General features: G+C 62.9%; 32 protein-coding genes. 18 read left to right on the top strand and 14 right to left on the bottom strand.

Annotated elements, in window-relative coordinates; genetic code table 11:
• Positions 1 to 9: 9 nt before the first annotated feature.
• The 6 genes from CO666_RS27550 (at position 10) to CO666_RS27525 (ending at position 3,970) form a co-directional block, all read left to right on the top strand.
• Positions 10 to 312, top strand: coding sequence for a type II toxin-antitoxin system MqsR family toxin (locus CO666_RS27550; RefSeq protein WP_097615191.1), 303 nt, complete (start codon positions 10 to 12; stop codon positions 310 to 312).
• Positions 313 to 353: 41 nt separating this feature from the next.
• Positions 354 to 722: a type II toxin-antitoxin system MqsA family antitoxin gene (locus tag CO666_RS27545; RefSeq protein WP_245436876.1), complete on the top strand. Its 369-nt coding sequence runs from the start codon at positions 354 to 356 to the stop codon at positions 720 to 722.
• A 207-nt stretch (positions 723 to 929) separates the two neighbouring features.
• Positions 930 to 1,841, top strand: a complete 912-nt coding sequence (locus CO666_RS27540; RefSeq protein WP_425352439.1) for an MBL fold metallo-hydrolase — start codon at positions 930 to 932, stop codon at positions 1,839 to 1,841.
• Positions 1,842 to 1,906: 65 nt separating this feature from the next.
• Complete coding sequence (locus CO666_RS27535; protein ID WP_097615188.1) at positions 1,907 to 2,575, top strand: nitroreductase; 669 nt, start codon at positions 1,907 to 1,909, stop codon at positions 2,573 to 2,575.
• 31 nt (positions 2,576 to 2,606) lie between these two features.
• On the top strand, positions 2,607 to 3,179 hold the full coding sequence (locus CO666_RS27530) for an NADPH-dependent FMN reductase (protein WP_097615187.1): 573 nt from the start codon (positions 2,607 to 2,609) through the stop codon (positions 3,177 to 3,179).
• 125 nt (positions 3,180 to 3,304) lie between these two features.
• Positions 3,305 to 3,970: a glutathione S-transferase family protein gene (locus CO666_RS27525; protein ID WP_097615186.1), complete on the top strand. Its 666-nt coding sequence runs from the start codon at positions 3,305 to 3,307 to the stop codon at positions 3,968 to 3,970.
• Between the two features lie 2 nt (positions 3,971 to 3,972).
• Here CO666_RS27525 and CO666_RS27520 read toward each other — a convergent pair whose 3' ends face one another.
• Positions 3,973 to 4,869 (bottom strand): LysR substrate-binding domain-containing protein, encoded by an 897-nt coding sequence (locus CO666_RS27520; protein ID WP_097615185.1) that lies wholly within the window; start codon positions 4,867 to 4,869, stop codon positions 3,973 to 3,975.
• A 112-nt stretch (positions 4,870 to 4,981) separates the two neighbouring features.
• Here CO666_RS27520 and CO666_RS27515 point away from each other — a divergent pair, with 112 nt between their 5' ends.
• The 4 genes from CO666_RS27515 (at position 4,982) to CO666_RS27500 (ending at position 6,386) form a co-directional block, all read left to right on the top strand.
• Positions 4,982 to 5,176, top strand: coding sequence for a hypothetical protein (locus tag CO666_RS27515; RefSeq protein WP_097615184.1), 195 nt, complete (start codon positions 4,982 to 4,984; stop codon positions 5,174 to 5,176).
• Between the two features lie 36 nt (positions 5,177 to 5,212).
• Positions 5,213 to 5,572 carry an MmcQ/YjbR family DNA-binding protein gene (locus CO666_RS27510; RefSeq protein ID WP_097615183.1) on the top strand — a complete coding sequence of 120 codons (360 nt, stop codon included), beginning with the start codon at positions 5,213 to 5,215 and terminating at the stop codon, positions 5,570 to 5,572.
• A 158-nt stretch (positions 5,573 to 5,730) separates the two neighbouring features.
• Positions 5,731 to 5,985 (top strand): type II toxin-antitoxin system Phd/YefM family antitoxin, encoded by a 255-nt coding sequence (locus CO666_RS27505; protein ID WP_097615182.1) that lies wholly within the window; start codon positions 5,731 to 5,733, stop codon positions 5,983 to 5,985.
• On the top strand, positions 5,985 to 6,386 hold the full coding sequence (locus tag CO666_RS27500) for a type II toxin-antitoxin system VapC family toxin (protein ID WP_097615181.1): 402 nt from the start codon (positions 5,985 to 5,987) through the stop codon (positions 6,384 to 6,386). The genes CO666_RS27505 and CO666_RS27500 overlap by 1 nt, the downstream gene beginning before the upstream one ends.
• A 60-nt stretch (positions 6,387 to 6,446) precedes the next feature.
• Here CO666_RS27500 and CO666_RS27495 read toward each other — a convergent pair whose 3' ends face one another.
• Both CO666_RS27495 and CO666_RS27490 read right to left on the bottom strand, forming a co-directional pair.
• On the bottom strand, positions 6,447 to 7,067 hold the full coding sequence (locus tag CO666_RS27495; RefSeq protein ID WP_097615180.1) for a glutathione S-transferase family protein: 621 nt from the start codon (positions 7,065 to 7,067) through the stop codon (positions 6,447 to 6,449).
• Positions 7,068 to 7,355: 288 nt separating this feature from the next.
• The gene (locus tag CO666_RS27490) at positions 7,356 to 7,712 is read right to left on the bottom strand and encodes a DUF4406 domain-containing protein (protein WP_097615220.1); all 357 of its coding nucleotides are present in this window, start codon (positions 7,710 to 7,712) and stop codon (positions 7,356 to 7,358) included.
• Between the two features lie 142 nt (positions 7,713 to 7,854).
• Here CO666_RS27490 and CO666_RS27485 point away from each other — a divergent pair, with 142 nt between their 5' ends.
• Positions 7,855 to 8,610: a DeoR/GlpR family DNA-binding transcription regulator gene (locus CO666_RS27485; protein ID WP_097615179.1), complete on the top strand. Its 756-nt coding sequence runs from the start codon at positions 7,855 to 7,857 to the stop codon at positions 8,608 to 8,610.
• Here CO666_RS27485 and CO666_RS27480 read toward each other — a convergent pair.
• Together CO666_RS27480 and CO666_RS27475 are read right to left on the bottom strand one after the other, a co-directional pair.
• Positions 8,585 to 9,325, bottom strand: a complete 741-nt coding sequence (locus tag CO666_RS27480) for a hypothetical protein (RefSeq protein WP_097615178.1) — start codon at positions 9,323 to 9,325, stop codon at positions 8,585 to 8,587. The genes CO666_RS27485 and CO666_RS27480 overlap by 26 nt on opposite strands.
• Positions 9,326 to 9,453: 128 nt before the next feature.
• Entirely contained in the window at positions 9,454 to 10,461 is a 1,008-nt protein-coding gene (locus CO666_RS27475) for an asparaginase (protein WP_097615177.1), read from the bottom strand.
• 448 nt (positions 10,462 to 10,909) lie between these two features.
• Between CO666_RS27475 and CO666_RS27470 the strand changes: the two genes are divergently transcribed.
• A complete protein-coding gene (locus CO666_RS27470; RefSeq protein ID WP_097615176.1) occupies positions 10,910 to 12,121 on the top strand; it encodes an MFS transporter in 1,212 nt (403 codons plus the stop codon).
• Positions 12,122 to 12,179: 58 nt separating this feature from the next.
• Here CO666_RS27470 and CO666_RS27465 read toward each other — a convergent pair whose 3' ends face one another.
• From CO666_RS27465 to CO666_RS27450, 4 genes are all read right to left on the bottom strand, one after another.
• Positions 12,180 to 13,178 carry an NAD(P)H-quinone oxidoreductase gene (locus CO666_RS27465; protein WP_097615175.1) on the bottom strand — a complete coding sequence of 333 codons (999 nt, stop codon included), beginning with the start codon at positions 13,176 to 13,178 and terminating at the stop codon, positions 12,180 to 12,182.
• A 123-nt stretch (positions 13,179 to 13,301) separates the two neighbouring features.
• The gene (locus tag CO666_RS27460; protein ID WP_179869771.1) at positions 13,302 to 15,122 is read right to left on the bottom strand and encodes a GGDEF domain-containing protein; all 1,821 of its coding nucleotides are present in this window, start codon (positions 15,120 to 15,122) and stop codon (positions 13,302 to 13,304) included.
• A gap of 162 nt (positions 15,123 to 15,284) precedes the next feature.
• Positions 15,285 to 15,524 carry a ribbon-helix-helix domain-containing protein gene (locus CO666_RS27455; protein ID WP_085736567.1) on the bottom strand — a complete coding sequence of 80 codons (240 nt, stop codon included), beginning with the start codon at positions 15,522 to 15,524 and terminating at the stop codon, positions 15,285 to 15,287.
• A gap of 107 nt (positions 15,525 to 15,631) precedes the next feature.
• Positions 15,632 to 16,228, bottom strand: a complete 597-nt coding sequence (locus CO666_RS27450) for an HdeD family acid-resistance protein (RefSeq protein ID WP_097615174.1) — start codon at positions 16,226 to 16,228, stop codon at positions 15,632 to 15,634.
• Positions 16,229 to 16,367: 139 nt separating this feature from the next.
• Here CO666_RS27450 and betI point away from each other — a divergent pair, with 139 nt between their 5' ends.
• The 3 genes from betI (at position 16,368) to betA (ending at position 20,282) form a co-directional block, all read left to right on the top strand.
• Positions 16,368 to 16,964: a transcriptional regulator BetI gene (gene betI, locus CO666_RS27445; RefSeq protein ID WP_097615173.1), complete on the top strand. Its 597-nt coding sequence runs from the start codon at positions 16,368 to 16,370 to the stop codon at positions 16,962 to 16,964.
• 1 nt (position 16,965) lies between these two features.
• Positions 16,966 to 18,429, top strand: a complete 1,464-nt coding sequence (betB, locus tag CO666_RS27440) for a betaine-aldehyde dehydrogenase (RefSeq protein ID WP_097615172.1) — start codon at positions 16,966 to 16,968, stop codon at positions 18,427 to 18,429.
• Positions 18,430 to 18,629: 200 nt separating this feature from the next.
• Complete coding sequence (gene betA, locus CO666_RS27435; RefSeq protein WP_097615171.1) at positions 18,630 to 20,282, top strand: choline dehydrogenase; 1,653 nt, start codon at positions 18,630 to 18,632, stop codon at positions 20,280 to 20,282.
• Positions 20,283 to 20,347: 65 nt separating this feature from the next.
• On the opposite strand, the gene CO666_RS27430 is transcribed toward betA, so the two are convergent.
• The 4 genes from CO666_RS27430 to CO666_RS27415 form a co-directional block, all read right to left on the bottom strand.
• Complete coding sequence (locus CO666_RS27430; RefSeq protein ID WP_097615170.1) at positions 20,348 to 20,755, bottom strand: helix-turn-helix domain-containing protein; 408 nt, start codon at positions 20,753 to 20,755, stop codon at positions 20,348 to 20,350.
• Positions 20,756 to 20,759: 4 nt separating this feature from the next.
• Positions 20,760 to 21,047: a type II toxin-antitoxin system HigB family toxin gene (locus CO666_RS27425; RefSeq protein ID WP_097615218.1), complete on the bottom strand. Its 288-nt coding sequence runs from the start codon at positions 21,045 to 21,047 to the stop codon at positions 20,760 to 20,762.
• 170 nt (positions 21,048 to 21,217) lie between these two features.
• Positions 21,218 to 21,511, bottom strand: coding sequence for a type II toxin-antitoxin system RelE/ParE family toxin (locus CO666_RS27420; RefSeq protein ID WP_097615169.1), 294 nt, complete (start codon positions 21,509 to 21,511; stop codon positions 21,218 to 21,220).
• Positions 21,508 to 21,789, bottom strand: coding sequence for a YlcI/YnfO family protein (locus CO666_RS27415; RefSeq protein ID WP_097615217.1), 282 nt, complete (start codon positions 21,787 to 21,789; stop codon positions 21,508 to 21,510). The genes CO666_RS27420 and CO666_RS27415 overlap by 4 nt, the downstream gene beginning before the upstream one ends.
• Positions 21,790 to 22,064: 275 nt before the next feature.
• Between CO666_RS27415 and CO666_RS27410 the strand changes: the two genes are divergently transcribed.
• Positions 22,065 to 23,420 carry a chloride channel protein gene (locus CO666_RS27410; RefSeq protein WP_425352438.1) on the top strand — a complete coding sequence of 452 codons (1,356 nt, stop codon included), beginning with the start codon at positions 22,065 to 22,067 and terminating at the stop codon, positions 23,418 to 23,420.
• On the opposite strand, the gene CO666_RS27405 is transcribed toward CO666_RS27410, so the two are convergent.
• Positions 23,421 to 23,867, bottom strand: coding sequence for an RrF2 family transcriptional regulator (locus CO666_RS27405; protein ID WP_003580348.1), 447 nt, complete (start codon positions 23,865 to 23,867; stop codon positions 23,421 to 23,423).
• Between the two features lie 420 nt (positions 23,868 to 24,287).
• Between CO666_RS27405 and CO666_RS27400 the strand changes: the two genes are divergently transcribed.
• Together CO666_RS27400 and cysD are read left to right on the top strand one after the other, a co-directional pair.
• A complete protein-coding gene (locus CO666_RS27400; RefSeq protein ID WP_097615168.1) occupies positions 24,288 to 25,028 on the top strand; it encodes a phosphoadenylyl-sulfate reductase in 741 nt (246 codons plus the stop codon).
• 114 nt (positions 25,029 to 25,142) lie between these two features.
• Complete coding sequence (cysD, locus tag CO666_RS27395) at positions 25,143 to 26,096, top strand: sulfate adenylyltransferase subunit CysD (protein WP_010034611.1); 954 nt, start codon at positions 25,143 to 25,145, stop codon at positions 26,094 to 26,096.
• Position 26,097 lies beyond the last annotated feature (1 nt).

The following is a 26,097-nucleotide window of genomic DNA, read 5'->3' as shown; positions in this document are numbered from 1 at the left end:
AATTTAGACATGGAAAAGCGAAAGGCCCACTACAACCTCGCGGCGATCATCGCCATCGTCAGGGAGCGAAAGGTGGCAGCCTTCACCAAAAGCGCCATCGACGGCGGAAGATCGATGGGATTGACCACCTCGGAGATGATCGACGTCGTCGCCGCGCTTAGGAATACCCACCTCTATAAGTCGATGACGACGTATAACGACACTACGATCTGGCAGGATGTTTATCACGCCAATACGCCGGCCGGGAAGGCTTATATCAAAGTCACGCTGAGGGAAGACGGCGCACCCGTCATCCAATTCAAGGAGTTGTAACAATGGCCAGGATATGTGTTTGCTGTGACGCAAAGTCCGAAATGACGCCATTCTTCAATGAAACTCACCACATTGCTTTTCGCAATCTGAAAGCGGACGTCGAAGGCCTGTCGGGTTTTCGTTGCGACGCATGCGGCGAGATCGAGTATGACCAGGTCAGTGCTGAGCGTTATGCCCAGGCCAGTGATGCGCTGGTTCTGCAGGATAGGCGAGCGGTCGGCGAGGATTTGCGTCGAATTCGCAAGAAACTGCGCCTCAATCAGACTGAAGCGTCTGCACTGACGGGTGGGGGGCACAATGCCTTCTCTCGCTATGAGACGGGAAAAGTCAGTCCGCCGCCTGCCGTCGTCAATCTCTTCCGTCTGCTTGAGCGGCATCCCGACGACATAGAGGAATTGCGACGCGCATAACCGGTATTTTGCAAGCGCCAAGCTGAGGCCGTTCAGGGGGCCGAAGCCGGGGTACAATGGCGCAGTCCGTGCTGCATCGCCCGCACGCCCTCGGGCATATCAATCCCTACGTCCGATGTATGCCTCCTAGACCTGGGTGTGATTCCGTCTCCATCGCGAATGGAGATAATCAACCACATCGAAACGGACAGTCAGGAGGACACGAGTATGGACAATCTCTCACGCCCCGGTATCCCGAAACCCGACGAATTGGTTCCGTCGCGCTACTCGTTGCAGATCGGCGACATCGACGTCATGGTGGTCAGCGATGGCGTGCTGACGCTGCCCGGCGCGATGTTGGGCCACAATGCCGACCCGGCCGCGCGCTCGGCCTGGCTGGACCATAATTTCCTGCCGACCGAGACGCTCGATTGGGGGCTGAACGTCGTCGTGGTGCGCAGCGGCGGCCGAACCATTCTGCTCGATGCCGGGCTGGGGTCGGACCCGAACCTGAACCTGCCGCGGGCCGGGCAACTGGCCCATCGACTCGCAGCCGCCGGCATCGATCTTGCGTCGGTGACCGACGTGGTGCTGACCCACATGCATATGGACCATATCGGCATGCTGCTTGTCGACGGGGTGAAGGAGCAGCTGCGTCCCGACCTCAGAATCCATGTGGCGGCGGCCGAGGTCAAATTCTGGACGGCGCCCGATTTCTCCCACGTCTCCATGCCGCCGGGCTTCCCGGACGCGCTTCGGCGGGCGGCCAAGCGGTTCGCGGAAGAGTACGGCGGCCATCTGCAGACGTTCGAGGAGGAGTGCACGGTGGCGCCCGGCGTCGTCGTCACCCGCACCGGCGGCCACACCCCCGGGCACAGCGTGATCCGCCTGGCATCCGGCAGCGACCGGCTGATGTTTGCCGGCGATGCCGTGTTTGCGGTCGGCTTCGAACATCCCGACTGGTTCAACGGCTTCGAACACGACCCGGAAGAGGCGGCCCGCGTCCGCGTCCGCCTGCTGCGGGAGCTTTCGGCGACCGGCGAGCTGCTGGTGGCCACTCATCTGCCCTTCCCATCCATCGGCCATGTGGCGATCGACGGCGACGCCTTTCGCTGGGTGCCGATCTTCTGGGACTACTGACCGTTTGCCGGTCGGGGCCGAACTGAACGGCCGCATGGTGTTTTGCCGGCGGCAAGGAGGCGATCATGGATGTATATGAGGCAGTCAAAAGTCGGCGGTCGGTGCGTGGGTTCAAAGACAAGCCTGTGGCGAGGGAGGTGCTCGAGCGCGTGCTCTCGGCCGCGGCCTGGTCGCCGTCGGGATCGAACATCCAGCCGTGGAATACCTATGTGATGACCGGCGCACCGCTGGCCGAGCTCAAGACATCGGCCGTCGAGCGCGTGGCCCATGGCGATGCCTGGGACAAGCGGCAATATGAGATGTACCCGTCCACGCTGAAATCCCCCTACGGGGAGCGCCGGTCCGCCTTCGGCAAGGAGCGCTACAGCGCGCTCGGTATTGCCCGCGAGGACTGGGAGGCGCGCCAGCGGGCGGCGATCGCCAACTGGAATTGTTTCGGGGCGCCCGCCGCCCTGTTCTGCTACATCGACCATGACCTCGGCCTGCCTCAATGGGCCGACGTCGGCATGTATCTGCAAACCGTCATGCTGCTGCTGCGTGCCGAAGGCCTGCACAGTTGCCCGCAGATGGCGTGGTCACAGGTTCGCGAGACGGTGGCGGAAGCCCTTTCGCCGCCGGACGGGCTCATCCTCTTCTGCGGCATGTCGATCGGCTACGAGGACTCCACGGTCAATTACGCCCGCACGGGCCGTGCCCCGCTTGCCGAGACGGTGACGTTCCTCGGCGATGCGTGACTTGAGCTCAAAGGACAAGAGGGAGAACGCCATGACCACGCATAAAGTCGGTTACCTCATCGGCAGCCTCGCCAAGGGCTCGATCAATCGCAAGCTCGCCAAGGCCTTGGTGCGATTGGCTCCGCCGGAACTTGAAATGTCGGAAATATCCTTCAAGGATCTGCCGCTCTACAGCTACGATTATGACGCCGACTACCCTCCGGCCGGCAGGGCATTCAAGGCGGCAATCGCCGCCGTCGACGCCGTGCTGTTCGTTACGCCCGAATATAACAGGTCCATCCCCGGCGGGCTGAAAAACGCGATCGACTGGGCGAGCCGCCCCTATGGCACCAACTCGTTCACCCGCAAACCGTCGGCGGTGATCGGCACGTCGCCGGGCGCGATCGGCACGGCGGTCGCACAGCAGAATTTGCGCAGCGTGCTCAGCTTCTGCAACTCTCCGCAGATGAATGCCCCGGAAGCCTACATCCAGTTCACACCGGGGCTGATCACCGACGATGGCGAGGTCACCAACGACGCCACCGCCAAGTTCCTCCGCACATTCATGGAGGACTTCCACGTCTTCGTTGCAAGGGTTCGCTCCGTGCTGCCGAGAGATGCCTAGAGGGTCTCTGCCTTTGCCGGAATTCCTTGCTATCAAAAGCTTTCATCGTCCCATCAGCGCCACGGACTTTTCCGGGGCCAATCCGGCATTTACCCTCCCTCGCACAACATCGCGGGGAAACGTTCATGCTGACAATCTACGGGGTCTATCGATCGCGCGCCTCACGCGTCTACTGGATGGCGGAGGAGCTCGGGCTCGAATTTCAGTCGGTGCCGGTGCTGCAGGCCAGACGGCTTAAAGATCCGCTGGCGCCTCAGGCGCCGCTCAACACGCACTCGCCTGATTTCATCGCCGTCAACCCGATGGCGCAAATCCCCAGCATACGCGATGGCGACCTCGTCATGCACGAGTCGCTGGCGATCAATCTCTATCTCGCCCGCAAACATGGCGGGCCGCTTTCCGGCAAAACCGTCGAAGAAGACGGATTGCTGACGATGTGGACGGTCTGGGCGGCGGCGGAAGTCGAGCCGCAGACGGTGAAGATCGTGCTGACCTATGATAACGGGCTCGAAAACAGCGATGCCGGCAAAGAGACGATCGCCGTCGCCTGCCGCTTGCTGCGCCGGCCGCTGGCGGTTCTCGAAGGCCATCTGGCCGGCCGGCAATGGATCGTCGGCGACCGCTTCACCGTCGCCGATCTCAACCTCGCCGAGGTGCTGCGCTACGCCCAGAGCGAAGAGGCGCTGTTCCAGGCGCATCCGAATGTCAAAGCCTGGATCGAGCGCTGCCAGTCGCGTGCCGCCTACAAGGCGATGCAGGCGACGCGGGCCAAAGAGCCGATCGAGGTGTGAAATCATGGGAAAAGGGCCAGGGTGCCGGCCATTTCCTCGCGGATCCAGGCCTTGAAATCCTTGACCTTCTTCGGCTCGCGCACAGCTTCGGCGGTGACGAAATAATGACCGAAGCCGGTGCGCGCCCGGATGCCGAAGGGGGCGACCAGCCGGCCTTCGGCAAGCGCAAAGGCGGCGAGCGTCTGCCAGGCCAGCATGACGCCCTGCCCGGCGATCGCCGCATCGAGGCAGAGCGAGGCATCGTTGAAGACGTGGCGCGTTGCCAGCGTCGCGCCCGATAGTCCGGCCTCGCGCATCCAGACCTCCCAGCTGAACATCGCATGGCCATCGATGATGGCGGGCAAAGCCAGGATATCGGCGGGCTCTTGCAATTGCGCCGCCATCTCAGGCGAACAGACGGGAAAGACCTCCTGTTCCAGCAGCAATTCGGCCTTCACATCGGGCCATTTGCCGGAGCCGACGCGGATGCCGATATCGACATCGCAAAGCGCCGGGCTGACGAGATTGGTCGTCGCATCCAGCCGCAGCTTGATATCGGGGTGACGCTCGGCAAAACGATCGAGCCGGCAGACCAGCCAACGGGCGGCGAAAACCGGCGCCACCGAGATGGTCAGAATGGTATCGTCCTTGCGGCTTGCGATCGACACCGCCGCCGAAAGCCGGGCGAACCCCTCCTCCAGCGCCAGCAGCACCGGCCGGCCGGCTTCGGTGACGATCATGCCCTTGGCCGTGCGCTCGAAAATCACCTGACCGAGCTGGGCTTCGGCCTTGATGACCTGCTGGCTGACCGCGCCGACCGAGACGCCGAGCTCGTCGGCGGCGGCCTGGAGCGAGCCGAGCCGACCAACGGCATCAAGCGCCCGCAGGCCGTTGAGATGGACCGTGTTCAGGTTTTTCATATAGTTTTTCTATAGCGGTTCCGTAGTAATCTCAATTGAAAATCCGCCTGGCGAAGGCGACATTGCAGCATACGGTGGTAATCCATCACCGCTTGACAAAGCGAGGCACGCCATGTCGTTGCTGAAGTTTTTCTTGAGACACGCCTGTTCGTTGGAAGGCGCAGAAACTGCCCCGACCTGGAAGGACGACCCGCTTCGGCATCCCGAAGTCGCGCGCATGTCGATGCGAGAGATCGCCGATCTGCCGCTCGGAATGCCGGCCGGCCTTCCCACGCAGGCCAAGCCGACGCTGGCGAAATGCGCCTGAAAACATGTTAGATTAGCCCTGGCAGAAAGGGCTGATATGGCCGACGACGTCGATGCGATCTTCGAGCGTTTGAAACGGCTGGCGGTGGAAGCCGGCCTGATCGATGTCGAGGAGAGCACCTCCTACGGCAATCCGGCGCTGAAGGTCGGCGGCAAGAGTTTTGTCGCGGTGAAGAACGCCGAAACGATCGTCATTTCGATTTCGCTCGACGACAAGGATCACCTGCTTGAGATGGCCCCCGACATCTACTTCCAGACCGATCACTATGTCGGCTGGCCGCATCTGCCGCTGCGCGCCGCCATGATCGGCGACGAGGAGTTGCGGCTGCGGCTGATCGGCGCCTGGCTGTTCCGGGCGCCGAAGAAGCTGGCCGAACGGTTTGGACATCAGGCATGATCTTTCAGGCATGATCTTAATGCATGTCGCCCGGAAGTGTGCAGCGGTTCCGGGATAGCGCCTCTTCTGCGTCCTTGAGAGCCGCTCCTCATGCTCCCATTGACGTGCGACGGCATTCCGCCCATATATAGCTAGACAGTCTAGCTAGGAGCGAAGTGATGGAATGGCAATTGCAGGATGCCAAGAACCAGTTCTCGAAAGTGGTGCAGAAGGCGCGAGAGGAAGGGCCGCAGGTGGTCACACTGCGCGGCGAGCCCGCGGCTGTCGTGCTATCCTCCCGCGATTACGATGCCCTGCGCGCCGGTCGGCCGACGCTGGTCGACGACCTGCTCGGCGGTCCCGCCTGGGACGACGAACTCGCGGATGCGGTCGAAGCGCGCGCCAAGACGCCAAGCCGCGGCGTGAGCTTCTGATGTATCTGGTCGACACCAATATTGTCTCGGAGGCGCGACGCGGCACGCCTCAGGCGGTTTCCTGGCTGCGCTCCGTCGATCCGCTGAGCCTCCACCTAAGCGCGCTGACCCTTGGCGAGATCATGCGCGGCATCGCCCTCAAACAGAGCTCTGACCCGAAGGCCGCGTCTCATCTCAGCGAATGGCTACGCAAGCTGCGTCATGATCATGGCGCCCGCATCCTGCCGGTGACCGATCACATCGCCGTGGAATGGGGCCGCATCGCTGCGATCCGGCCGCGTGGCGATATCGACGCGCTGATCGCCGCGACCGCGATCGTCCATGATTTGATCGTCGTCACCCGCAATGTCGGCGACTTCGCCGACACGGGCGCATCGCTGATCAACCCTTGGGAGACGTAGCACGATGTTTTCAACTGCTACGCGCTCTGCCCGGCAGGTCGAGTCAAGTATGCCGGCCCATCAGCCTCGATCATAGGCCAGTGCCCGCTGGACGGCGGGGCGTTGCAGCATGCGGGCGTGATGGTCGCTCGCCTTTTCGAAGCGGGTGGGATCGACGCCGTCGGACGGCAGCCAGTCAGTCATGACGAAGAGATAGGGGTCGGCGAGCGAATAGGTCTCGCCCATCACCCACGGACCTTCGAACATCGTCTGCTCGATCAGCGTGAAACAATCGGCCATATTCTCAGGCACCTTCGCCTTCATCGCCTCGATGGCGGCCGGTTCGTCGGCCCAGCGCGTGCCGCGCGGGCGATGGGCATGGTTCACATGCACGGTCGAGCAGAGATAGCTGTTGAAGGCCTGCAGCCGCGCCATTTCGAAAGCATCGCCGAGCGGCGCGAGATTGGCGGCCGGGGCGCTTGCCGCGATGAAGCCGAGGATCGCCGGCGTTTCCGTCAGCACGCCGCGGTCGGTGACCAGCGCCGGCACCCGGCCCTTGGGGTTGATCTTCAGATAGTCCGGCAGGCGCTGCTCGCCATCGCGAAGGCTGATCTTCCTGGTTTCAAAGGCCAGGCCGGATTCTTCCAGGGCAATAAGGCTTGCGAGCGCACAGGTTCCCGGCGCGTAATACAGTGTCAGCATGATTGTCGACTCCCTTTCGGCAAGGGTTATAGCGTAGCGGTGGGTGCGTCGGAACTGGGGAGATGTGGGGGGGTGCGGCTGTGAGGGCATGGTCGGCGTGCCGTGTCGCGCCCCTCATCCGGCTGCCGCCACCTTCTCCCCGCGCGCGGGGCGAAGGGACCAAGCCGCGACCTCTCCGTCCCACGCCAACCTTTCGCAGGGCACGTCCCCTCGCCCCGTTTACGGGGAGAGGGTTAGGGTGAGGGGCAGATCTTGCGCCCGAGATTGCCTTGTCAGCCAACGTGCCGCTCACCCGCAGCCCGGAACATCCTCCAGCCGGTGCCAGACCGGGATGCCGCGCTCTCTGGCGATGCGGACGTCGTTGTCGGCGCCATTGGACTCACCCGGCAAACGCAGCACGCCCTCGCAGAGCGCGAGCAGCCGGCCGGCGACCGGGTGGAAGATCTCCTCGTAGAGCGTGTCGCCGACCGACTTGCCGCCAGCGGCGTGCCAGATCGGCAGCGCCACCCATTCGCCGATCATCGGCACGTGGCCGGCCGCAAACAGCCTATGCGACGGCTCCTCCAGCCGCTTCAGGTTGGCGGCCATCTTTTCCGGGTCGTCACCCGTTCCCGACCGGTAAGGGCCGGCAATCAAAATCAACATGATCCACTCCTTCGCTCCGCTGATGCGCGAGCACACTCCCGGCCTCATGCACGGGATATCGCGAAAATGCACGATATTTCTTGAATGTCGAGTCAATTCGTGCAAGATCATGCCACCTCGTTCATTTTCGTGCGGAGAGATAATGCTGACGACGCAACGCAAGGCCCTGATCCTCGACATCCTGCGCCGTGACGGCCAGGTGATCGCCAAGCGCGTCGCCGAGGATTTCTCCCTTTCGGAAGACACGATCCGGCGCGACCTCAGGGAAATGGCGGCGGAAGGGCTGCTGAAACGGGTGCATGGCGGGGCGATGCCGCTTTCGCCGGAGCTGCCGGATTTTTCGGCGCGGCGCAGCGTTTCATCACAGATCAAGGCGCGGCTCGGGGCCAAAGCGGCGGCGATGGTCAGGCCGGGGCAGATGATCTTCCTCGACGGCGGCACGACAACGGCGGAGATCGCCCGGCACCTGCCGCGCGACATGCCGCTGACGGTTGCGACCCACAGCCCGACGATCGCCGCCGAGCTGGAGCACCACCCGACCGCCGAGGTGATCCTGGCTGGCGGACGGCTCTACAAACATTCGATGGTGGCGACGGGGGCGGCGGCGATGGCGGCGATCTCGCAGCTGCGCCCCGACCTGTTCTTCCTCGGCGTCACCGCCGCCCATCCGGTGCACGGGCTTTCCACCGGCGATTTCGAGGAAGCGGCGATCAAGCGGCATATCGCCCGCTGCTCTGCCGAAACGCATGTGCTGCTGACCGAGGAAAAGTTCGACCTCGTCTCGCCCTGCCCGGTGCTCGGCATTTCCGAGGTGGCGGGGCTGATCGTGCCGATGGAGATGACGGCCGAGCGGCTGAGACCCTATAGTGATCTCAACGGCGCGATCGCCGCAGCATGATCGTGCTGCGGGAGGGCGGCGGCGCAGCATGCGGCAGCAGGCTGGCGGCAAGGGCCGCGATGAAGACTGCCAGCACGGCATAGGCCGGCGCCATGCTGCCGGTTCCAAGGGTGAGCACCGCCTGCAGATATGGCTGCGCCAGCGCGATGACGACGGCAAGTGCCGGCATGTCGAGCAGGGTCCCAGCGATCCGCGACAACTGCGACATGAAAGCTGCGCCAGCAAGCGCGCCGTAGACCGCCGTCAGGCGGAGTGTGAGGCGCAGCGGCACCGAGGCGGCGGCAAGCGGCAGCGTCTCGCCCTCCTCGAGCACAAGCATGAGATAGGCAACGAAAGCCGCCAGAAACAGGAAAGCGACAGGCAGTGCGGCCAGGGTGGCGGGTTGCGTCAGAGCCGCCGCATCCGCGGCCAGGAAGAGAAGGATCGGCGTGGAGGCCACGAACCAGACGGCGACGACCGGTCCCCAGAACCAGAGGAGCGAGAGCGTGTGAAGACGCAGCAGCGTGGCGACGAAGAGCACGCCGATCGCGGTCCAGACGCAGGCGGTTTTGAGCATGCCCGAAATCAGCCGGAGGGTCGGCTGGCAGGCGCCAGCCATATCCCCGCAGCCGGACAGCCGGATGGTGAGCCAGGTGATATGATCGAGGCCCAGCGCGGCGAAGAGGAAGATGCCGATACCCATCAGCATCCACCAGAGATAGCGGCCTGCAAACATGCCCTGCCCTCATGGCTTCCAGGACTGTGCTCACGCCGCCGCGAAGGGTGTATCCGCGATCGCGGGACGTACCCTTTTATATTAGGCAATTCTTATTTTTCTAATAACTTATATGCCCAGACCCACGCTCATGCGGTCAGGGCGGAGGTGACCCTGATATCGCCGACATGGATGCCGTTCCAATTGCGCATCGAGGTGGCGGCAAAGCCCATCAGGGCGGCATGCACCTCTTCCTCCGTCTCGAAGAAACGGGCGAGTGTGGCGGCCACCATGGCCTCGGCGGCGCGGGTGGTGCCGTCCTCGCATTTCAGCGCGATGGCGATGCCCTTTTCCGGGATCGCGGCGCAGAAGACGCCCTCGGCGCCTGTCTTGACGAAGATACGGCCGGGGGCGATCTGCATCAACGCCGTGCAGGCGCGGCCGGAGCCGGCGACGTAGAAAGGCTCGGCCATGCAGGCTTCGATCAGCCGACGCGATGCCCTGGCGCGCAAGGGCTCCAGGCCGGTGCCGGTCGCCATCCTGGCAAAACCGTGAGCCAGGCTTCTGAGCGGCACGGCGTAGGTCGGAATCGAGCAGCCGTCGGTGCCGCAACTGTCGGCGCCGATCACGGCGCCGGTCAGGCTTTCCATCGCCGCGCGGATTTCGACCTGCAGCGGATGCTCGTAACCGACATAACCCTTCGGATCGATATCCTGATGGCAGCAGGCGCAGATGAAGCCCGCATGTTTTCCCGAGCAATTGTTGTGGAGCGCGGTCGGCGCATCAAGCGTACGGGCCTGCTGGATCAGGACCTTCTGGCTCATCGACCAGTGGGCGCCGCATTCCAGCGTTTCGCCATTCCGGCCGGCCCGCGCCAGCATGGAGGCGGCAAGCGCCACATGCGCGTCCTCGCCATTATGCGAAGCGCAGGCGAGCGCCAGCTCCTTGTCGCCGAAACCATAGGCGTCGGCCGCACCGCTTTCCACCAGCGGCAGCGCCTGCATCGCCTTGCAGGCCGAACGCGGAAAGACGGCGGCGTCGATATCGCCGAGCGAGAAGACGAGGCTGCCATCGCCATCGACAACCGCCACCATGCCGCGATGGCGGCTTTCGACGAGCAGGCCGCGGGTGACTTCGACGGTGACGGGATTGGTCATGAGCTCTCATCCAGGTGCTGCGGGGATGCCGCAGGCATAACGCGTCACGCGGCGAAAGCCAACGGGGTTCAGGTGACGCCGGAATCCGGGCGACGACCGCTGGTGGATGTGGCGTGGATGCTCGGCTCAAGGCCGAGCACGACGGAGGGTGGGGTAAGCGTCTGCGGCAAGTAGGCGTCGGCAGCAAGATGCCACATGCGGCGGAGCAGCAGGCGATTGCGCCTCCTTTGCCCCTCCCTCCGGGTCGTCGCGCCTCACGCCTGTCGAGCCCCCACCCTCCGTCATTCCAGGCCTTGAGCCTGGAATCCATGCGCGCTGCTCATCCGGGCATGCTCCGTCGAACAACCACCTCCGGATACTCATCACAAAAATCGACGCCGTCGATCGAAAACTATCGTTTCTCGGAGGTCTCAGATGCAGCTAAAGCTGGTGCATCAGGAACCGCCCCATGCCCTCCACCTTCTCCTTGATCATTGGCGACAACAGGATCCGCATCCCGACCGTGACCCTCGTCGCGCTCGCCTTCACCTATGCCTCGACCGCGCCCTATCAGTCGATCATCGGGATCAACGAATTGGGCTTGAGCAACGGCACCTATTCGGCGCTGATCTTCTTCTCGGCGATCGTCAACGTCGCGACCAGCCTGACACTCGGTATCTGGTCGGACAGGCTGAAAGAGCGGCGGCCGCTGGTGCTGGGGCTGTCGGTCGCCGGCATGCTCGGCTTCGGGTCGATCGCCATATTCCACAGCCCGGCCATCTTCATCGTCTCCACGCTTCTGCTGGTGTCGATGAGCAATTCCACCTATTCGCTGCTGTTTGCCAGCCTGCGCGCCAGGACCAACCAGATAGACCGCGGCCGGGCGGCGGCGGTCACGGCAACGGTGCGGGCGCTGTTTTCCGGCTCATGGGCGCTGGCGCCGGGGCTCATCGGCCTTTATCTCGTCAATTCGCCATCGATGACCCCGGCCTACGGGATCGCGGCCTTTGCAAGCCTCACCTGCTTTTGCCTGTATTTCTTCTTCGCGCCGAGAAACGGCACGGCCGGCCCGGCCCCAGATCAACCCGGCTTCCTTGCCTCGCTGAAACGGATCTTCATGCCGCATGTCCTGGTGCGCGTCATCGTCATGGCGCTGCTCTTCGGACTGCAGCGGCTCAATAGCACGCTGCTGCCGCTGATCATCACCCATGCGGCCGGCGGGACCGTGGTCGATGTCGGCTTCATCGCCGGGCTGACGGCCCTTCTCGAGATGCCGTTCATGATGATGTGGGGCATGGCGCAACGGCGCTTCCGCACCGTGCATGTGCTTGCCTTCGGCGCGCTGGTCTACTGCGCCTATCTGCTGCTGCTCGGATTTGCCTCCGCGCCCTGGCACATCTATGCGCTGCTTCTCCTCAATGCCTGCGGGGCGGCAGCGATCCTCAGCGTGCCGATCACCTATCTGCAGGATCTGATCGCCGACCGGCCGGGGCTCGGAACCTCGCTGCTGTCGCTCAACACCTTCATCGGCACCGGCATCAGCGCCGGGCTCTTCGCCTTCGGCACCGCGATCACCGATTATTCCGGAACCGCCTTCGTCGGCGCGGCTGCCGGTTTCGCATCGATCGGCGTGCTGCTCTACCTCGAAAGCAGCAGGCGGCAGGCGCGGCAGCCGGCGTGACGCGCGAGCGCTTGCGAGCTTCGTTCCGGGGTTCTCGCCGTCGGCGTTTCGCTCACGCTCAACCGACGCGCAGCACGATCTTGCCGACATGGCTGCCGTCTTCCATCAGCCGGTGCGCCGCAACGACATCCTCGAAGGCAAAGACCTTGTGGATGACAGGGGCGACCGTGCCGGCCTCCAGAAGCGGCCAGACCTGCGAGAGCAGGTCGTCGCGGATGGCGCGTTTTTCCTCCGCCGTGCGCGGTCGCATAGTGGAGCCGGTCACCGTCAGGCGTTTGACCATGATCGGCGACAGGTTGACCTTTTCGGCGAGCGCGCCGCCGAGGAAGGCGATGATCGACAGGCAACCGTCTTTTGCCAGCGCGGCGAGGTTGCGCTCGAAATAGGCGGCGCCGATCATATCGAGGATGATATCGACGCCGTCGCCGGTCTCGGCCTTGATCACCGCGGCGAAATCCTCGGTCCGATAGTTGATGGCGCGTTTGGCGCCGAGCGCCTCGCAGGCCCCGCATTTCTCACGTGAGCCGGCCGTCGCATAGACCTCGGCGCCGAAGGCGCGGGCAAGCTGGATCGCCGTGGTGCCGATGCCGCTGGAGCCGCCATGGATCAGCACCGTCTCGCCTTCCGTCAGCCCGGCCATCTGGAAGAGATTGGCCCAGACGGTGAAGAAGGTCTCCGGCAAAGCAGCCGCCTTCACCGCGTCATAACCCTTGGGCAAGGGCAGGATCTGGCCTGCCGGCAGCAGGCAATATTCGGCATAGGCGCCGCCATTGGCCAGCCCGCAGACCTTGTCGCCGATGCGATAGCCGCTGACGCCGGGGCCGATCGCGACGATTTCGCCTGCAAGTTCCAGGCCGAGGATCGGGCTCGCATCCTTGGGCGGGGGATAGCTGCCCTGGCGCTGGGCGACATCAGGGCGGTTGACGCCGATCGCCTCGGCGCGCACCAGGACCTCGCCTTGACCGGGCACCGGCAGCGGCCGATTGCCGATCATCATCACCTCCGGCCCGCCGAAGGACTTGAGATCGACGAAACGCATTTGCTGAGGCAGTGACATGGCGCGACCCTCCCTGATCCGAGGCAACCGGAATAGATCAGCCCCGGAGGCTTGGGAAGGCTTGATGTGGCAAGGGCGTCAATTCGCCTCGCCCACGGCATAGGCCATGCAGCCTCCCTTGCGTCAAGACACGCGGCGCTCCAGGAGATGGAAGACGAGGCCTCCGTCGCTCTCCTTGGCGGCCGACTTGACGACGGCGATCTCGGCGCCGACGCGGTTGATGTCGTCGATGACAAGGCCTTCCGGCAGTTCGATGACGCCGATCGAGCAGCGCATCAGCGGGAACAGGGCTTCGGCGCCGGCGCGGTCGTGGCCGAGGATGCGGCCGGCGGCGCGGTGCTCGTCGGAATAGAGATCGAGCACGTCGTCGTGGAAATCGCCGATCAGCCGATCGAGAATTTCCGTCAACTCCTCCTGCGTCCAGCCGACAACGCCGATGAAGAAATCGTCGCCGCCGACATGGCCGAGGAAATGGCGCTCGGCGAAGAAATAGCGGCGCATCAGCGCGGCAAACAGCGAGATCGCGTGGTCGCCGAGATGGAAGCCGTAAGCATCGTTGAACGGCTTGAAATTGTCGAAATCGCAATAGCAGAAGTGGCGGACCTCATCGCCGTCGCGGCCGGACTGGCGCATGAAATCGCGGATGGCGTGATTGCCCGGCAGGCCGGTCAGCGGGTTCTGGTCCTGGGCGATTTTCAGCTGCTTCTCGTTGATCACCTTGATCAGCGAGGCGGCGGAGACGACGCCGGCATAACGCATATTGTCGGTGAGGATCAGGCAGTTGCTGCCTTCCATATTGGCAAAGATCGCCATCAGCTGCTCGGCATCGCTGTCGAGGCCGACGATCGGCGCCATTTCGACGAAATGCGAGATGGAGCGCTCATACATCTTGTTTTTCAGGAGATCGCGGCCGAAGGGCTGGTAGATATATTCCTTGAGATGATGCTCGTGGATGATGCCGCGCGGCTCGTCATTGGCGTTGAGGACGGGAAAAAACGCCTGGCGCGGATTGCGGCGGAAGAGTTCGAAGACGCTGTCGATACTGTCGTTCTCGTAAACCGCCGGCAGCAGTTCGATCTGCCTGCGGATGAGGATTTCGTCGAGCGACTGGCTGCCGCGCTTGGCTTTGCCGAGCTCCTGCAGATGCGGGAAGGACGGCGCCAGTTCCGATATATGCGTCGTCGGGCGCGCGATGAACCAGCCCTGGACGAGATCGACGCCATATTCGCGGCAGGCGATGAACTCCGCCTCGGTCTCGATGCCTTCGGCGATGACGCGGGTGCCGAGCACATGGGCGATATTGACGATGCTCTTCAAGAGATGGCGCTTGCGCGGGCTGCGGTCGATCTCGGCGACGAAATGCCGGTCGATCTTGAGGTAATCGACGGGATGATCGCAAAGCAGCTTCATCTCGCCGTGGCCGACGCCGAAATCGTCGATCGCCAGCTTGAATCCGGCCTTGCGCAGCTTCGAAACCAGGCCGGCAAATTCCGGCACGCTGGTATTGTCGAAGCGCTCGGAGAATTCGAAGCAGACGGAGGACGGCGGAATGCTGGCCTTGCGCAGGTGCTGCAGCAGGCTTTCGACCAGACGTTCGCCATGCGGGATCAGCCGGACATCGAGATTGAGGAAGAGCGTCGCCGTGGAGAAATTCGACAGCGTCGCGAATTTGGCGAGCGCCCGGCTCGCCAGCATCTGTTCGAGCTGCAGCAGCTGGCCGGCCTGATGAGCCTCGTCGAGGATGTCGACCGGCGTGTCGTAGCCGATGCGTTCCTGGCCGCGCATCAGCGATTCATAACCGAACACCGTGCCGGTGCCGGCCTCGACGATCGGCTGGAAGGCGTTTTCGACCACGAGCTTGGCCAGCGTGACGATCTGATCGCTGGCATAGCGGCGCAGGACGCCGGGCTCGACAGTGGCAGAGAGGGATGTTCCAGTCTTCATGTGGGCCCGATCTCCACCGTGACTTGTTCTTTTTCGCGGGGAACTTGCCGCAGAAGGATCAATGAACCCTTTCGCCAATGTGAAAGTTTCGTGAAAGACGCAAGCGGGCGCTACGCGTTCCGCGTTTATTCGAATCCCCAATGCAATCAGATGCTTGCTTATTCAGGCAGAGCGACGGCGTGCCGCCTCGTGATCGGCGAACATGTCGCCGACGCATCTGCCGCCGGACGGCGAAATCTCGTCGAGGACATCGGCCTTGAATTCGTTGAGCTTGCGAGCGGTATCCCAGAGGCGCAGGGCCTCGCGGACGACCTCGCTGCTGGAGGCATAACCGCCATTGTCGACGGCAGCGCGGATGCCCGCTGCCTGTTGCGGAGAGATGGAAACGGTGACCATCGGCATGAACTTCCTCCCTTTTTTATTCAGGCAGTACCCTGCCTTTGGGGGACGCATGACCATTTGCGGCGATCGCACATACCCCTAAAGTCTAATCCCCTCTCACCCCCTTGTCAAAAAGAACGATCGGAGAGCGGCGCCGAGGCGCCGCTGTCCACAGGCCCACTGCGGATGCCGAGGCCGAAGGCGATCATCGTCCAGCCCTGGATGGTGAGATCGGCGGCCAGGAACAGGCCGAGGATCCACAGGCTGTTGACCGGCCAGCCGAGGGCAATGACGAAACCGGCAAGCGCGGTGATGACGCCGCTGGCGACGATAAAGCGCCAGCGCCTGGTCGGTTTCATGCGCATGCCGACCCAGGTGCGGAAGACGCCGGCGACGACAAGCGCGAGCGACAGAAACAGCGTCAGCGCCGCCGACGTCAGGATCGGATTGATGAAGGCGCAGATGCCGGCGAGCACGTAGAGCAGACCGCTCAACACCCAGAAGAGCACGTGATCCCAGCCGCGCACCTGGAAGGCATGGACGAGATAGGTCACGCCGCCGAACAGCATGAGCATGCCGACATAATAGACGGAGACGACGGTTGCGAGCATCAGATTGCCGAGCGCGATCAGGCCGCAGACCAGCAGCAACACGCCGAGACCCACGAACCAGATCCATTTCGACTGAAGTTGGGATGTGGGCACTGCGTTGAAGACATCGGTCATGGCGCACCTCCTGAATTTTGAAATATGTTGCAGCAGTTTTTCAGGGAAAGATCTGATCTCGGTCAAATCGAGAAAGATTTTTGTTGATTGATCAATCAATCAAAAATACTCTGCCGGTGAATTTCAGGAGAATTGTCCGTTGCCGAAGGTCGGGATGGAACCGGTGCGCCGCAAGGCGCTGGTCGATGCAGCGCTGCGGGTGATCGGCGATCACGGCTCGCTTGCCGTCACCATGTCCGACATCGCCCGCCAGGCCGGCGTGTCGCCGGCCCTTGCGCATCATTATTTCGGCAGCAAGGACCAATTGCTGATCGAGACGATCCGCTCGCTGCTCCGACAGCTGCGCCGCGATGCGGTGACGGCGCTGAAGGCCGCCAAGACGCCGCGGGCGCGGCTTTCGGCCATCATCCGCGCCAGCTTCCACGCCGACCAGTTTGCGCCGGAGACGATTGCCGCCTGGCTTGCCTTTTATGCCGAAGCGCAGCGCTCGGAAGAGACGCGGCGTTTCCTGGTGATCTATGCCAGACGGCTGCGCTCCAATCTGCTTGCCGATCTCAAGGCGCTGCTGCCCGTCGACGCCGCAGAACGCATCGCCGAAGGCGCAGCGGCGATGATCGACGGGCTCTATATCAGGCAAAGTCTGAAATCCGCGCCGATCGGCATCGAAGCCTCGATCGCGCTGACGGAGGATTATGTGAACGCGCTTCTATCCACCACCTCCCCCAAGGACAAATGACATGAAAGCCCAGCCGAAAGCCTCGCACTTCATCGACGGCGAATATGTCGAGGATCCCGACGGTACCGTCATCGAGAGCCTCTATCCGGCGACCGGCGAGGTGATCGCCCGGCTCCATGCCGCAACGCCTGCGATCATCGAAAAGGCGATTGCGGCCGCCAAACGCGCCCAGCCGGAATGGGCGGCGATGAGCCCGATGGCGCGCGGCCGCATCCTCAAACGCGCCGCCGACATCATGCGCGAGCGCAACCGGGCGCTTTCCGAACTGGAAACGCTCGATACCGGCAAGCCGATCCAGGAGACCATCGTCGCCGACCCGACCTCGGGTGCGGATGCCTTCGAATTCTTCGGCGGCGTTGCGCCAGCCGGCCTCAACGGTTCGCATATCCCGCTCGGCCAGGATTTTGCCTATACCAAGCGCGTGCCGCTCGGCGTCTGCGTCGGCATCGGCGCCTGGAACTATCCGCAGCAGATCGCCTGCTGGAAGGCTGCCCCGGCGCTGATCTCAGGCAATGCCATGGTGTTCAAGCCCTCGGAAAACACGCCGCTCGGCGCGTTGAAGATCGCCGAAATCCTGCACGAGGCGGGGCTGCCGAAGGGGCTCTTCAACGTGATCCAGGGCGACCGCGACACCGGGCCGCTGCTCGTCAACCACGCCGACGTCGCCAAGGTGTCGCTGACCGGCTCGGTGCCGACCGGCCGCAGGGTCGCGGCGGCGGCAGCCGGCAACCTCAAGCACGTGACGATGGAGCTCGGCGGCAAGTCGCCGCTCATCGTCTTCGACGATGCCGACCTCGATTCGGCGGTCGGCGGGGCGATGCTCGGCAATTTCTATTCGACCGGCCAGGTCTGCTCGAACGGCACCCGCGTCTTCGTGCAGAACGGCGTCAAGGCCGAATTCCTCAAGCGGCTGAAGGCGCGCACCGAGGCGATGCTGATCGGCGATCCGATGGATGAGGCGACGCAGATCGGCCCGATGGTTTCCTGGGCGCAACGCGAGAAGGTGGTCGCCTATATCGAGAAGGGCAAGGCCGAGGGCGCAACGCTGGTTGCCGGCGGCGGCATTCCGAACAATGTCTCCGGCGAAGGCTATTACGTGCAGCCGACCGTCTTTGCCGACGTCACCGACGACATGACCATCGCCCGCGAGGAGATCTTCGGGCCTGTGATGTCGGTGCTCGATTTCGACGATGAGGACGAGGTGATCGCGCGGGCCAACGCCAGCGAATTCGGCCTCTCCGGCGGCGTCTTCACCGCCGACCTCACCCGCGCCCACCGCGTCGTCGACCGGCTGGAGGCCGGCACGCTGTGGATCAACACCTATAATCTCTGCCCGGTGGAAATCCCCTTCGGCGGCTCGAAACAATCCGGCTTCGGCCGGGAAAATTCGCTGGCGGCGCTCGAGCATTATTCCGAGCTGAAGACGGTCTATGTCGGCATGGGGCCGGTGGCGGCGCCTTATTAAGGGAGTGAAGACCCCTCCCCAACCCCTCCCCACAAGGGGGAGGGGCTAATACGCAGCACCGGTTTTGCGCTCCATCGATCTCATCGCTTGTGGCGCTGATTTTGAAGTGAGGCTCTGCCGCAAGTTAAGCCCCTCCCCCTTGTGGGGAGGGGTTTGGGGCGGGGTCTTCAGCCAGTTGCAAAAGAATCTAAGGGAACGTCATGCAACAAGCAGATTTCGTCATCATCGGCTCGGGCTCGGCCGGTTCCGCCCTCGCCTACCGCCTGTCGGAAGACGGCAAGAACAGCGTGCTCGTCATCGAGGCCGGCGGCAGCGATTTCGGGCCGTTCATCCAGATGCCGGCAGCCCTTGCCTGGCCGATGAGCATGAAGCGCTACAATTGGGGTTATCTCTCCGAGCCGGAACCGAACCTCAACAACCGGCGCATCACCGCGCCGCGCGGCAAGGTGATCGGCGGTTCCTCCTCGATCAACGGCATGGTCTATGTGCGCGGCCACGCCGAGGACTTCAACCGCTGGGAAGAGCTCGGCGCCAGCGGCTGGGCCTATGCCGACGTGCTTCCCTATTTCAAGCGGATGGAACATTCGCATGGCGGCGAAGAGGGCTGGCGCGGCACGGACGGACCGCTGCACGTACAGCGCGGCGGCTTCACCAATCCGCTGTTCCGGGCCTTCGTCGAGGCGGGCAAACAGGCGGGCTTCGAGACGACGGAGGATTATAACGGCAGCAAGCAGGAAGGCTTCGGGCTGATGGAGCAGACCATCTTTTCCGGCCGCCGCTGGTCTGCCGCCAATGCCTATCTGAAACCGGCGCTGAAGCGCGACAATGTCGGGATCGTCTACGGCCTGGCGCGCAAGATCGTCATCGAGGACGGACGGGCGACCGGCGTCGAGATCGAACGCGGCGGCAAGGTCGAGGTGGTGAAGGCCAATCGCGAGGTGATCGTCTCGGCCTCGTCCTTCAATTCGCCGAAGCTCTTGATGCTGTCGGGCATCGGTCCCGGCCAGCATCTGCAGGACATGGGCATTACCGTCAAGGCCGACCGGCCGGGCGTGGGCGCCAACCTGCAGGACCATATGGAATTCTATTTCCAGCAGGTGAGCACCAAGCCGGTGTCGCTGTATTCCTGGCTGCCGTGGTTCTGGCAAGGCGTGGCGGGCGCGCAATGGCTGCTCTCCAAGGGCGGGCTCGGCGCCTCCAACCAGTTCGAGGCCTGCGCCTTCCTGCGCTCCGCACCCGGGCTGAAACAGCCCGATATCCAGTATCATTTCCTCCCCGTTGCGATCAGCTATGACGGCAAGGCGGCGGCGAAAAGCCACGGCTTCCAGGTGCATGTCGGCTACAACCTGTCGAAGTCGCGCGGCAGCGTCAGCCTACGCTCCGCTGATCCCAAGGCCGACCCGGTGCTGCGCTTCAACTATATGAGCCATGCGGAGGACTGGGAGAAATTCCGCCACTGCGTGCGCCTCACCCGCGAGATCTTCGGCCAGAGCGCCTTCAACGACTATCGCGGGCCGGAGATCCAGCCGGGCGAAGGCGTCCGGAGCGACGATGAGATCGACGCCTTCCTGCGCGAGCACCTGGAAAGCGCCTATCATCCCTGCGGCACCTGCAAGATGGGCGCCAAGGACGATCCGATGGCGGTGGTCGATCCGCAGACGCGGGTGATCGGCGTCGAGGCCTTGCGCGTCGCCGACAGTTCGATCTTCCCGCACGTCACCTACGGCAACCTGAACGGGCCGTCGATCATGACCGGCGAGAAGGCCGCCGACCATATCCTCGGCAAGCAGCCGCTGGCGCGCTCCAACCAGGAGCCGTGGGTCAATCCGCGCTGGGCGGTCAGCGATCGCTGAAGCGCAGAGCTATTGGGCAGCGACTGCCGCCGATGGACAGTCGCTGCCCATCGGAGAGTCTATCGTCAGAGCGATAGAAATACGGATGCTGGAATCAGAAATCGCTCGCTCAGGGCGCGGGCTTGTCGAACATTGATTTGCCGTTTGCCGCTCAAAATCTCAGACACGACGGATTGAGCGCCCACTTCCGGCAGTTCGGACTGGCTAAGGCCGCGCTCCTCCATGATATAACGAAGTGCATCGGCGCCGGTGATGGCAGGCATTGGGCGATTCTGCTCGTCATAGGCCTCGATAAGGTCCGCCATGCGAGACGCAAGCAACGCCAAGGGATGATCCTCGTCGTCGCCGACTTCAGCGAGAATCTCGTCGAGTTGCTCCACGAGATGATCGTACTCCGCTTCATTGGCCGGCGTGGCAAGAAGAGGAGCCACATGCGTCCAGTGCTCGCTGACCAGTTTTACAATTGCGCTCATCGGCCTAACCCTTCCATGCGCCTTTGTCGTATTCGGCATGATCCATAATCCGCTGAATATAGACCTTCCTGAATCTGTAATGCACCACCGCGATCAAGCGCAGCTTGTTGCCGCCAATGTCGAACACATGGTGCTGCCCGACTTTGTCCGTTGCCGGAAACAATGCCTTCATGCCGGCGAAGTCCGTCGGCTCCGACGACTTCATCAGTCGATACCAGGTATCCAGGGCATTGGCTGTTTGAGGCCATCGGTCTTTCGCCTCCCAGATCTTTTTCTGTGTGATGACGTGCATAATCCGGAATCGCGACATCGCATTTTGCTATGTGCAATCTAGCGCAATCATCCGATTATAGCAAGTTGCTATGGAGGAATCGAAGACCGGCGGGCGTTGCGCAAAAAGCTGCTGGCAACCAGGAACCCTGGGTCAATCCGCGCTGGGCGGTCAGCGACAGATAATCAGTGCTAATCTTCTTCGCGCTGGTGACGGACAGCGAGGACGATGACGCTCGTTTCGCTCACCACTTTGAAAAGAATGACATATCCGGCCGAACCGAAGGGAACGACGAGCTCGCGCAGCAAGGGATCATCCGCAGATGCGCGTCGGGCCATAAGCGGGAAGTCCTCGAGGATCAACAGAGCTTTACGGATGGCGTTGAGGGCGCGCTCGGCCAGATCCGGATCACGTTCGATGAGAAAATCGGCGAGCCGGTCGAGATCCTCAGAGAAGGTCTGGGTATACTTCAGCTCGAAGGTCATTTCTGCGGTGCGGCTTTGCGGGCTTTCGCCTTCTCAAGCTTTTTGCGCATCAACTCCTGAATGTCGTCCGTTGTGTAGAACACACCGGTCCGCTCGGCGTCCGCCAAGCCGGCTAGGCCCCGTGCGATGAACTCCGCTTGGGTCTTCCTGTAATCGATCTGGCGGCGAAGAGAGTCCTCCATCAGCGACGACAAGCTCTCGCCTTCTTTCAGAACGCTTTCGGCGGCGGCGCGCAATTCGGGATCCACGCGAAGGGACGGGAGCGATGCCGTTTTCATGACCTGCCTCGTGCGTTGCAATTGCAATGCAATATGACGGATTGCGCCGTTCTTTTCAACTCCCTTGCGCCGGCGCAATTCAGATGCACTGAGTTTCAGAAAATCAGGAGTAATCGCATCTATACCCGCTGTCCTGAAACGATCGGCATGATGTTCTCCCTACCGAATGGGCAGGCAGGTGGGACATCCGGGCCGGAAGGAAAGGTATTTCACCAAATCTTGAAGAAACAATTGGCCTGCCTCGGGCAAAGCGGTTTAGGAAGAGGTGATATCCAATGTTTTCCGGCCTGCCCGTGTTCCATCGCAAGTCCAGACTTCTTCGCAGATCGCGTGTCCTGTGGGGCTCCTTCTCGCTCTGGCGTCCGCGGCTGATCTTCTGGTTCGGCGCCTTTGCGATCGGCATCATCAGCGTCGGCTTCGCGAGGCTCGCGGATCTCGCGCAGCGCGGTTTTGCCGGTGTGACCACCTCCGGGCAATGGAGCTTTCTGCTGCCGCTCGTCATCACCCCGCTCGGCTTCATGCTGTCGGCTTACTTCGCCGCAACATTTTTCCCGAATGCGCAGGGCAGCGGCATTCCGCAGGCGATCGCCGCGCGGCATCTGCGCGATCCGGAAGATCGCACACGCCTGCTGTCGTTGCGGCTCGTCGTCGGCAAGATCGTGCTGACCGTGCTGGGGCTGGCGAGCGGTGCATCGATCGGCCGCGAGGGACCGACCGTTCAGGTGGGGGCATCGATCATGCTGGCCGTCGCCCGCTTCGGCGGCATGGCGCAGGCGCGCGGCCTGATCCTCGCCGGCTCGGCGGCCGGCATCGCCGCGGCCTTCAACACTCCGCTCGCCGGCATCGTCTTCGCCATCGAGGAAATGAGCCGGACCTATGAATCCCGCGCCAACGGCCTGGTGCTGACCGCGGTCATCCTTTCGGGCCTTGCAGCCCTCGGGCTTGCCGGCAGCTACAATTATTTCGGCTCTACCGCGGTCGCCCCGACCTCCGTGCGCGACTGGGAACTGGTGCTCGTCTGCGGCATCGGCGGCGGCGCTCTCGGTGCAGCTTTCAGCGGACTTGCGCTCCATCTCGGACAGCACGTTCGCCGGTGGGCGCATCCGCAGCCGCTCAGCCGGATGGTCATGCTGGCGGCGGCCTGCGGCCTGGCCGTCGCGGTGATCGGCGTCCTATCCGGCGGCATGACCTTCGGAACGGGCTACGACCAGGCAAAAGGCGCCGTCGAGGGCAATCCCCTGCCCCTGCTATACTTCCTCGAGAAGCTTCTGGCGGGCTTTCTGTCGATGATCTCGGGAATTCCGGGCGGCATCTTCGCGCCCTCGCTCTCGGTCGGCGCCGGCTTCGGCAGTATGATCGGCCAGATCATGGGCAGCAGTATCGCGCTTGCGGCCATCCTCGGCATGGCCGGATATTTCTCCGGCGTGGTGCAGGCCCCGATGACGGCTTTCGTCATCATCCTCGAGATGACCGGCGATCACCAGGCCGTCATTCCGATCATGGCTGTATCGATGATCGGCTACATCACCTCCCGCATCCTGTCACGCGAACCGCTCTATCACGGCCTGTCGCGCGTCTTCATCGCGGCGGCGATCAGGGCCCGGCGCGCCCGGGAACCGGTGGAAAGCTGATCAGGCGAGCAGCCGGGTGACCTCGGCGCTGTGGGTCGGCTGGGCGGCATCGGCGATGGTCGTCGAGAACAGCACCTTGCGGGTGGCGTCGGCCACCTTGGCGAAGACGTGGCGGATCTGGCAGTTCTGTTCGCCGTCGCAATCGTCGCACCGGCGATAGGCGGTGATCGACAGGCAGGGCAGCGGCGCGATCGGGCCGTCGACGATGCGCAGGATCTCGCCGAAGGTGATGGTGTGGGCCGGTTTGAGCAGGAGATAACCGCCCTGCTTGCCGCGGCGGCTGACGACGATGCCGTGATGTTTCAGGTCGAGCAGGATCTGTTCGAGGAACTTCTTCGGGATCTTCTGCTGCGCCGCGATATCGGAAATCATCACCGGTTCGTCGGCATCGGCATCGGCCAGAGCCGTCAGCGCCCGCAGCGCATATTTCGCCTTTTGCGTAATCATCTCAGACCATCGACACACACAGGCGGCGCGATTTTTCGCACCGCTACGGAAGTACTTTCGCCTCTATGACACAACCAGCATGAACGGAATTTGAACACGCCGGAGAAAGCCTTGAGGAACAAGCGTTTTGGCCTTGTTTTTCGCCCTCGGCCAACGTCCTCCAATCTACGCCAAAACGGTCCGTTCCGCACCTTTTTCGGCATCACTTCAGATTTCGGATTGACAGGCTGCGTGTAACTCTACTATTTTTATAGACATACCAGCTGTTCGCGGGGATTTTTATTCTCGGGCGGCTGTTTTTTTGCATTGCGGCAGCTTAGGAGAGATATTTGCTCCTCCGGCCGCAGCTTTCGAAATCCCTTTTTCTGTCCGATCCTGGATTGAACTGCGATACTCCGGTCAACAAAGGACAGGAATCTCATGACTGTTATCAATTCGATTGCCGAAGCCGAGGCTGTGAATGACAGACTGGCGGGTCTCGACCTGGCCGGACGCCTGTCGCTGGTCTCGGGCCTCGGCGGCCGCGTGGTGTTCACCACTTCGCTTGGCATCGAGGACCAGGTGATCACCGCCGAAATCGGCACCCATCGCCTGCCGATCGACGTCGCGACGCTGCAGACCGGCCGGCTGTTTGCCGAGACGCTGGCGCTGATCGAAGAGACGGAAAACCAGTACGACATCAAGATCCAGCGTTATGAGCCTGAAAAGGCCGATATCGACGCCTATGCCGCGCAATACGGCCTCAACGGTTTCTACGAGAGCGTCGAAGCCCGGCATGCCTGTTGCGGCGTGCGCAAGCTGAAACCGCTTGCGCGCGCGCTCGAAGGTGCCACGATCTGGATCACCGGCCTGCGCCGCGGCCAATCGGCCAACCGCGCCGAAACGCCCTTTGCCGAATATGACGCCGAACGGCACCTGTTGAAGGTCAATCCGCTCGCCGATTGGGATCTCGAGGCGATCAAGGCCTTCGTTGCCGCAAACGGCGTGCCGGTCAACCCGCTGCATGGCCGCGGCTATCCCTCGATCGGCTGTGAGCCCTGCACGCGGGCGATCAAGCCCGGCGAGCCCGAGCGCGCCGGCCGCTGGTGGTGGGAGCAGGACGAGACGCGCGAATGCGGCCTGCATGTCGCCGAAGAGGCTGCGGCGATCGCCGCGGTATAATCAACTTCACGGCTATCCCAATTCAAGGCGCGGCGACCGCCGCTGCCTTGGGAAAGCCAACATCAAGGAATTGTTTGCGGGCCACCGCAAACGACCGACAGCCTGGAGTAAGACATGCCCGATAGCCGTCCGGATACGGAACTCAGCAATCCCCAGAGCGCCAAGGCGCCGCTCGACCCGCATCTGAAGGCGCTGGAAAACGAATCCATCCATATCTTCCGCGAGGTCGCGGCCGAATTCGAGCGTCCCGTCATGCTCTATTCGATCGGCAAGGATTCGTCGGTGCTGCTGCACCTGGCGCGCAAGGCCTTCTATCCCGGCCGCGTGCCCTTCCCGCTGCTGCATGTGAATACCGGCTGGAAATTCCGCGAGATGATCGCCTTCCGCGACGAGACCGCGAAGAAGTACGATCTGGACCTGATCGAGCACATCAACCCGCGTGGTGCTGCCGAAAATATCACGCCCTTCACCCATGGTTCGGCCGCCTTCACCGACATCATGAAGACCGAGGGCCTGCGCCAGGCGCTCGATGCCGGCCAGTTCGACGCCGCGTTCGGCGGCGCGCGCCGCGATGAGGAAGCCAGCCGCGCCAAGGAGCGCATCTATTCCTTCCGCACGCCCGATCACCGCTGGGACCCGCGCAACCAGCGGCCGGAACTCTGGAACGTCTATAACGGCATGATCCGCAAGGGCGAAAGCGTGCGCGCCTTCCCGCTGTCGAACTGGACCGAAGTCGATATCTGGCGTTACATCCAGGCCGAGGACATTCCGCTGGTGCCGCTCTACTACGCCCGGAAACGGCCGTTCGTGGAGCGCGACGGCATGATGATCCTGGCCGAGGATCCGCGTCTGGAATTGCTGCCCGGCGAAGTGCGCCAGGAAGGCATGATCCGCTTCCGCACCCTCGGCGACTTCCCGCTGACCGGCGCCATCCGCTCCCAGGCGACCACCCTCGAAGAGGTGATTGCCGAACTCGAAATCGCAACGGTGTCCGAACGCCAGGGCCGCGCCATCGACCGCGACCAGTCCGGCTCCATGGAAAAGAAGAAGCGTGAAGGATATTTCTGAG

Source organism: Rhizobium chutanense, assembly GCF_002531935.1.
Classification (GTDB): domain Bacteria; phylum Pseudomonadota; class Alphaproteobacteria; order Rhizobiales; family Rhizobiaceae; genus Rhizobium; species Rhizobium chutanense.
Note: the sequence above shows the minus strand (reverse complement) of the source record. Positions and strands in the feature narration are given on the sequence as shown.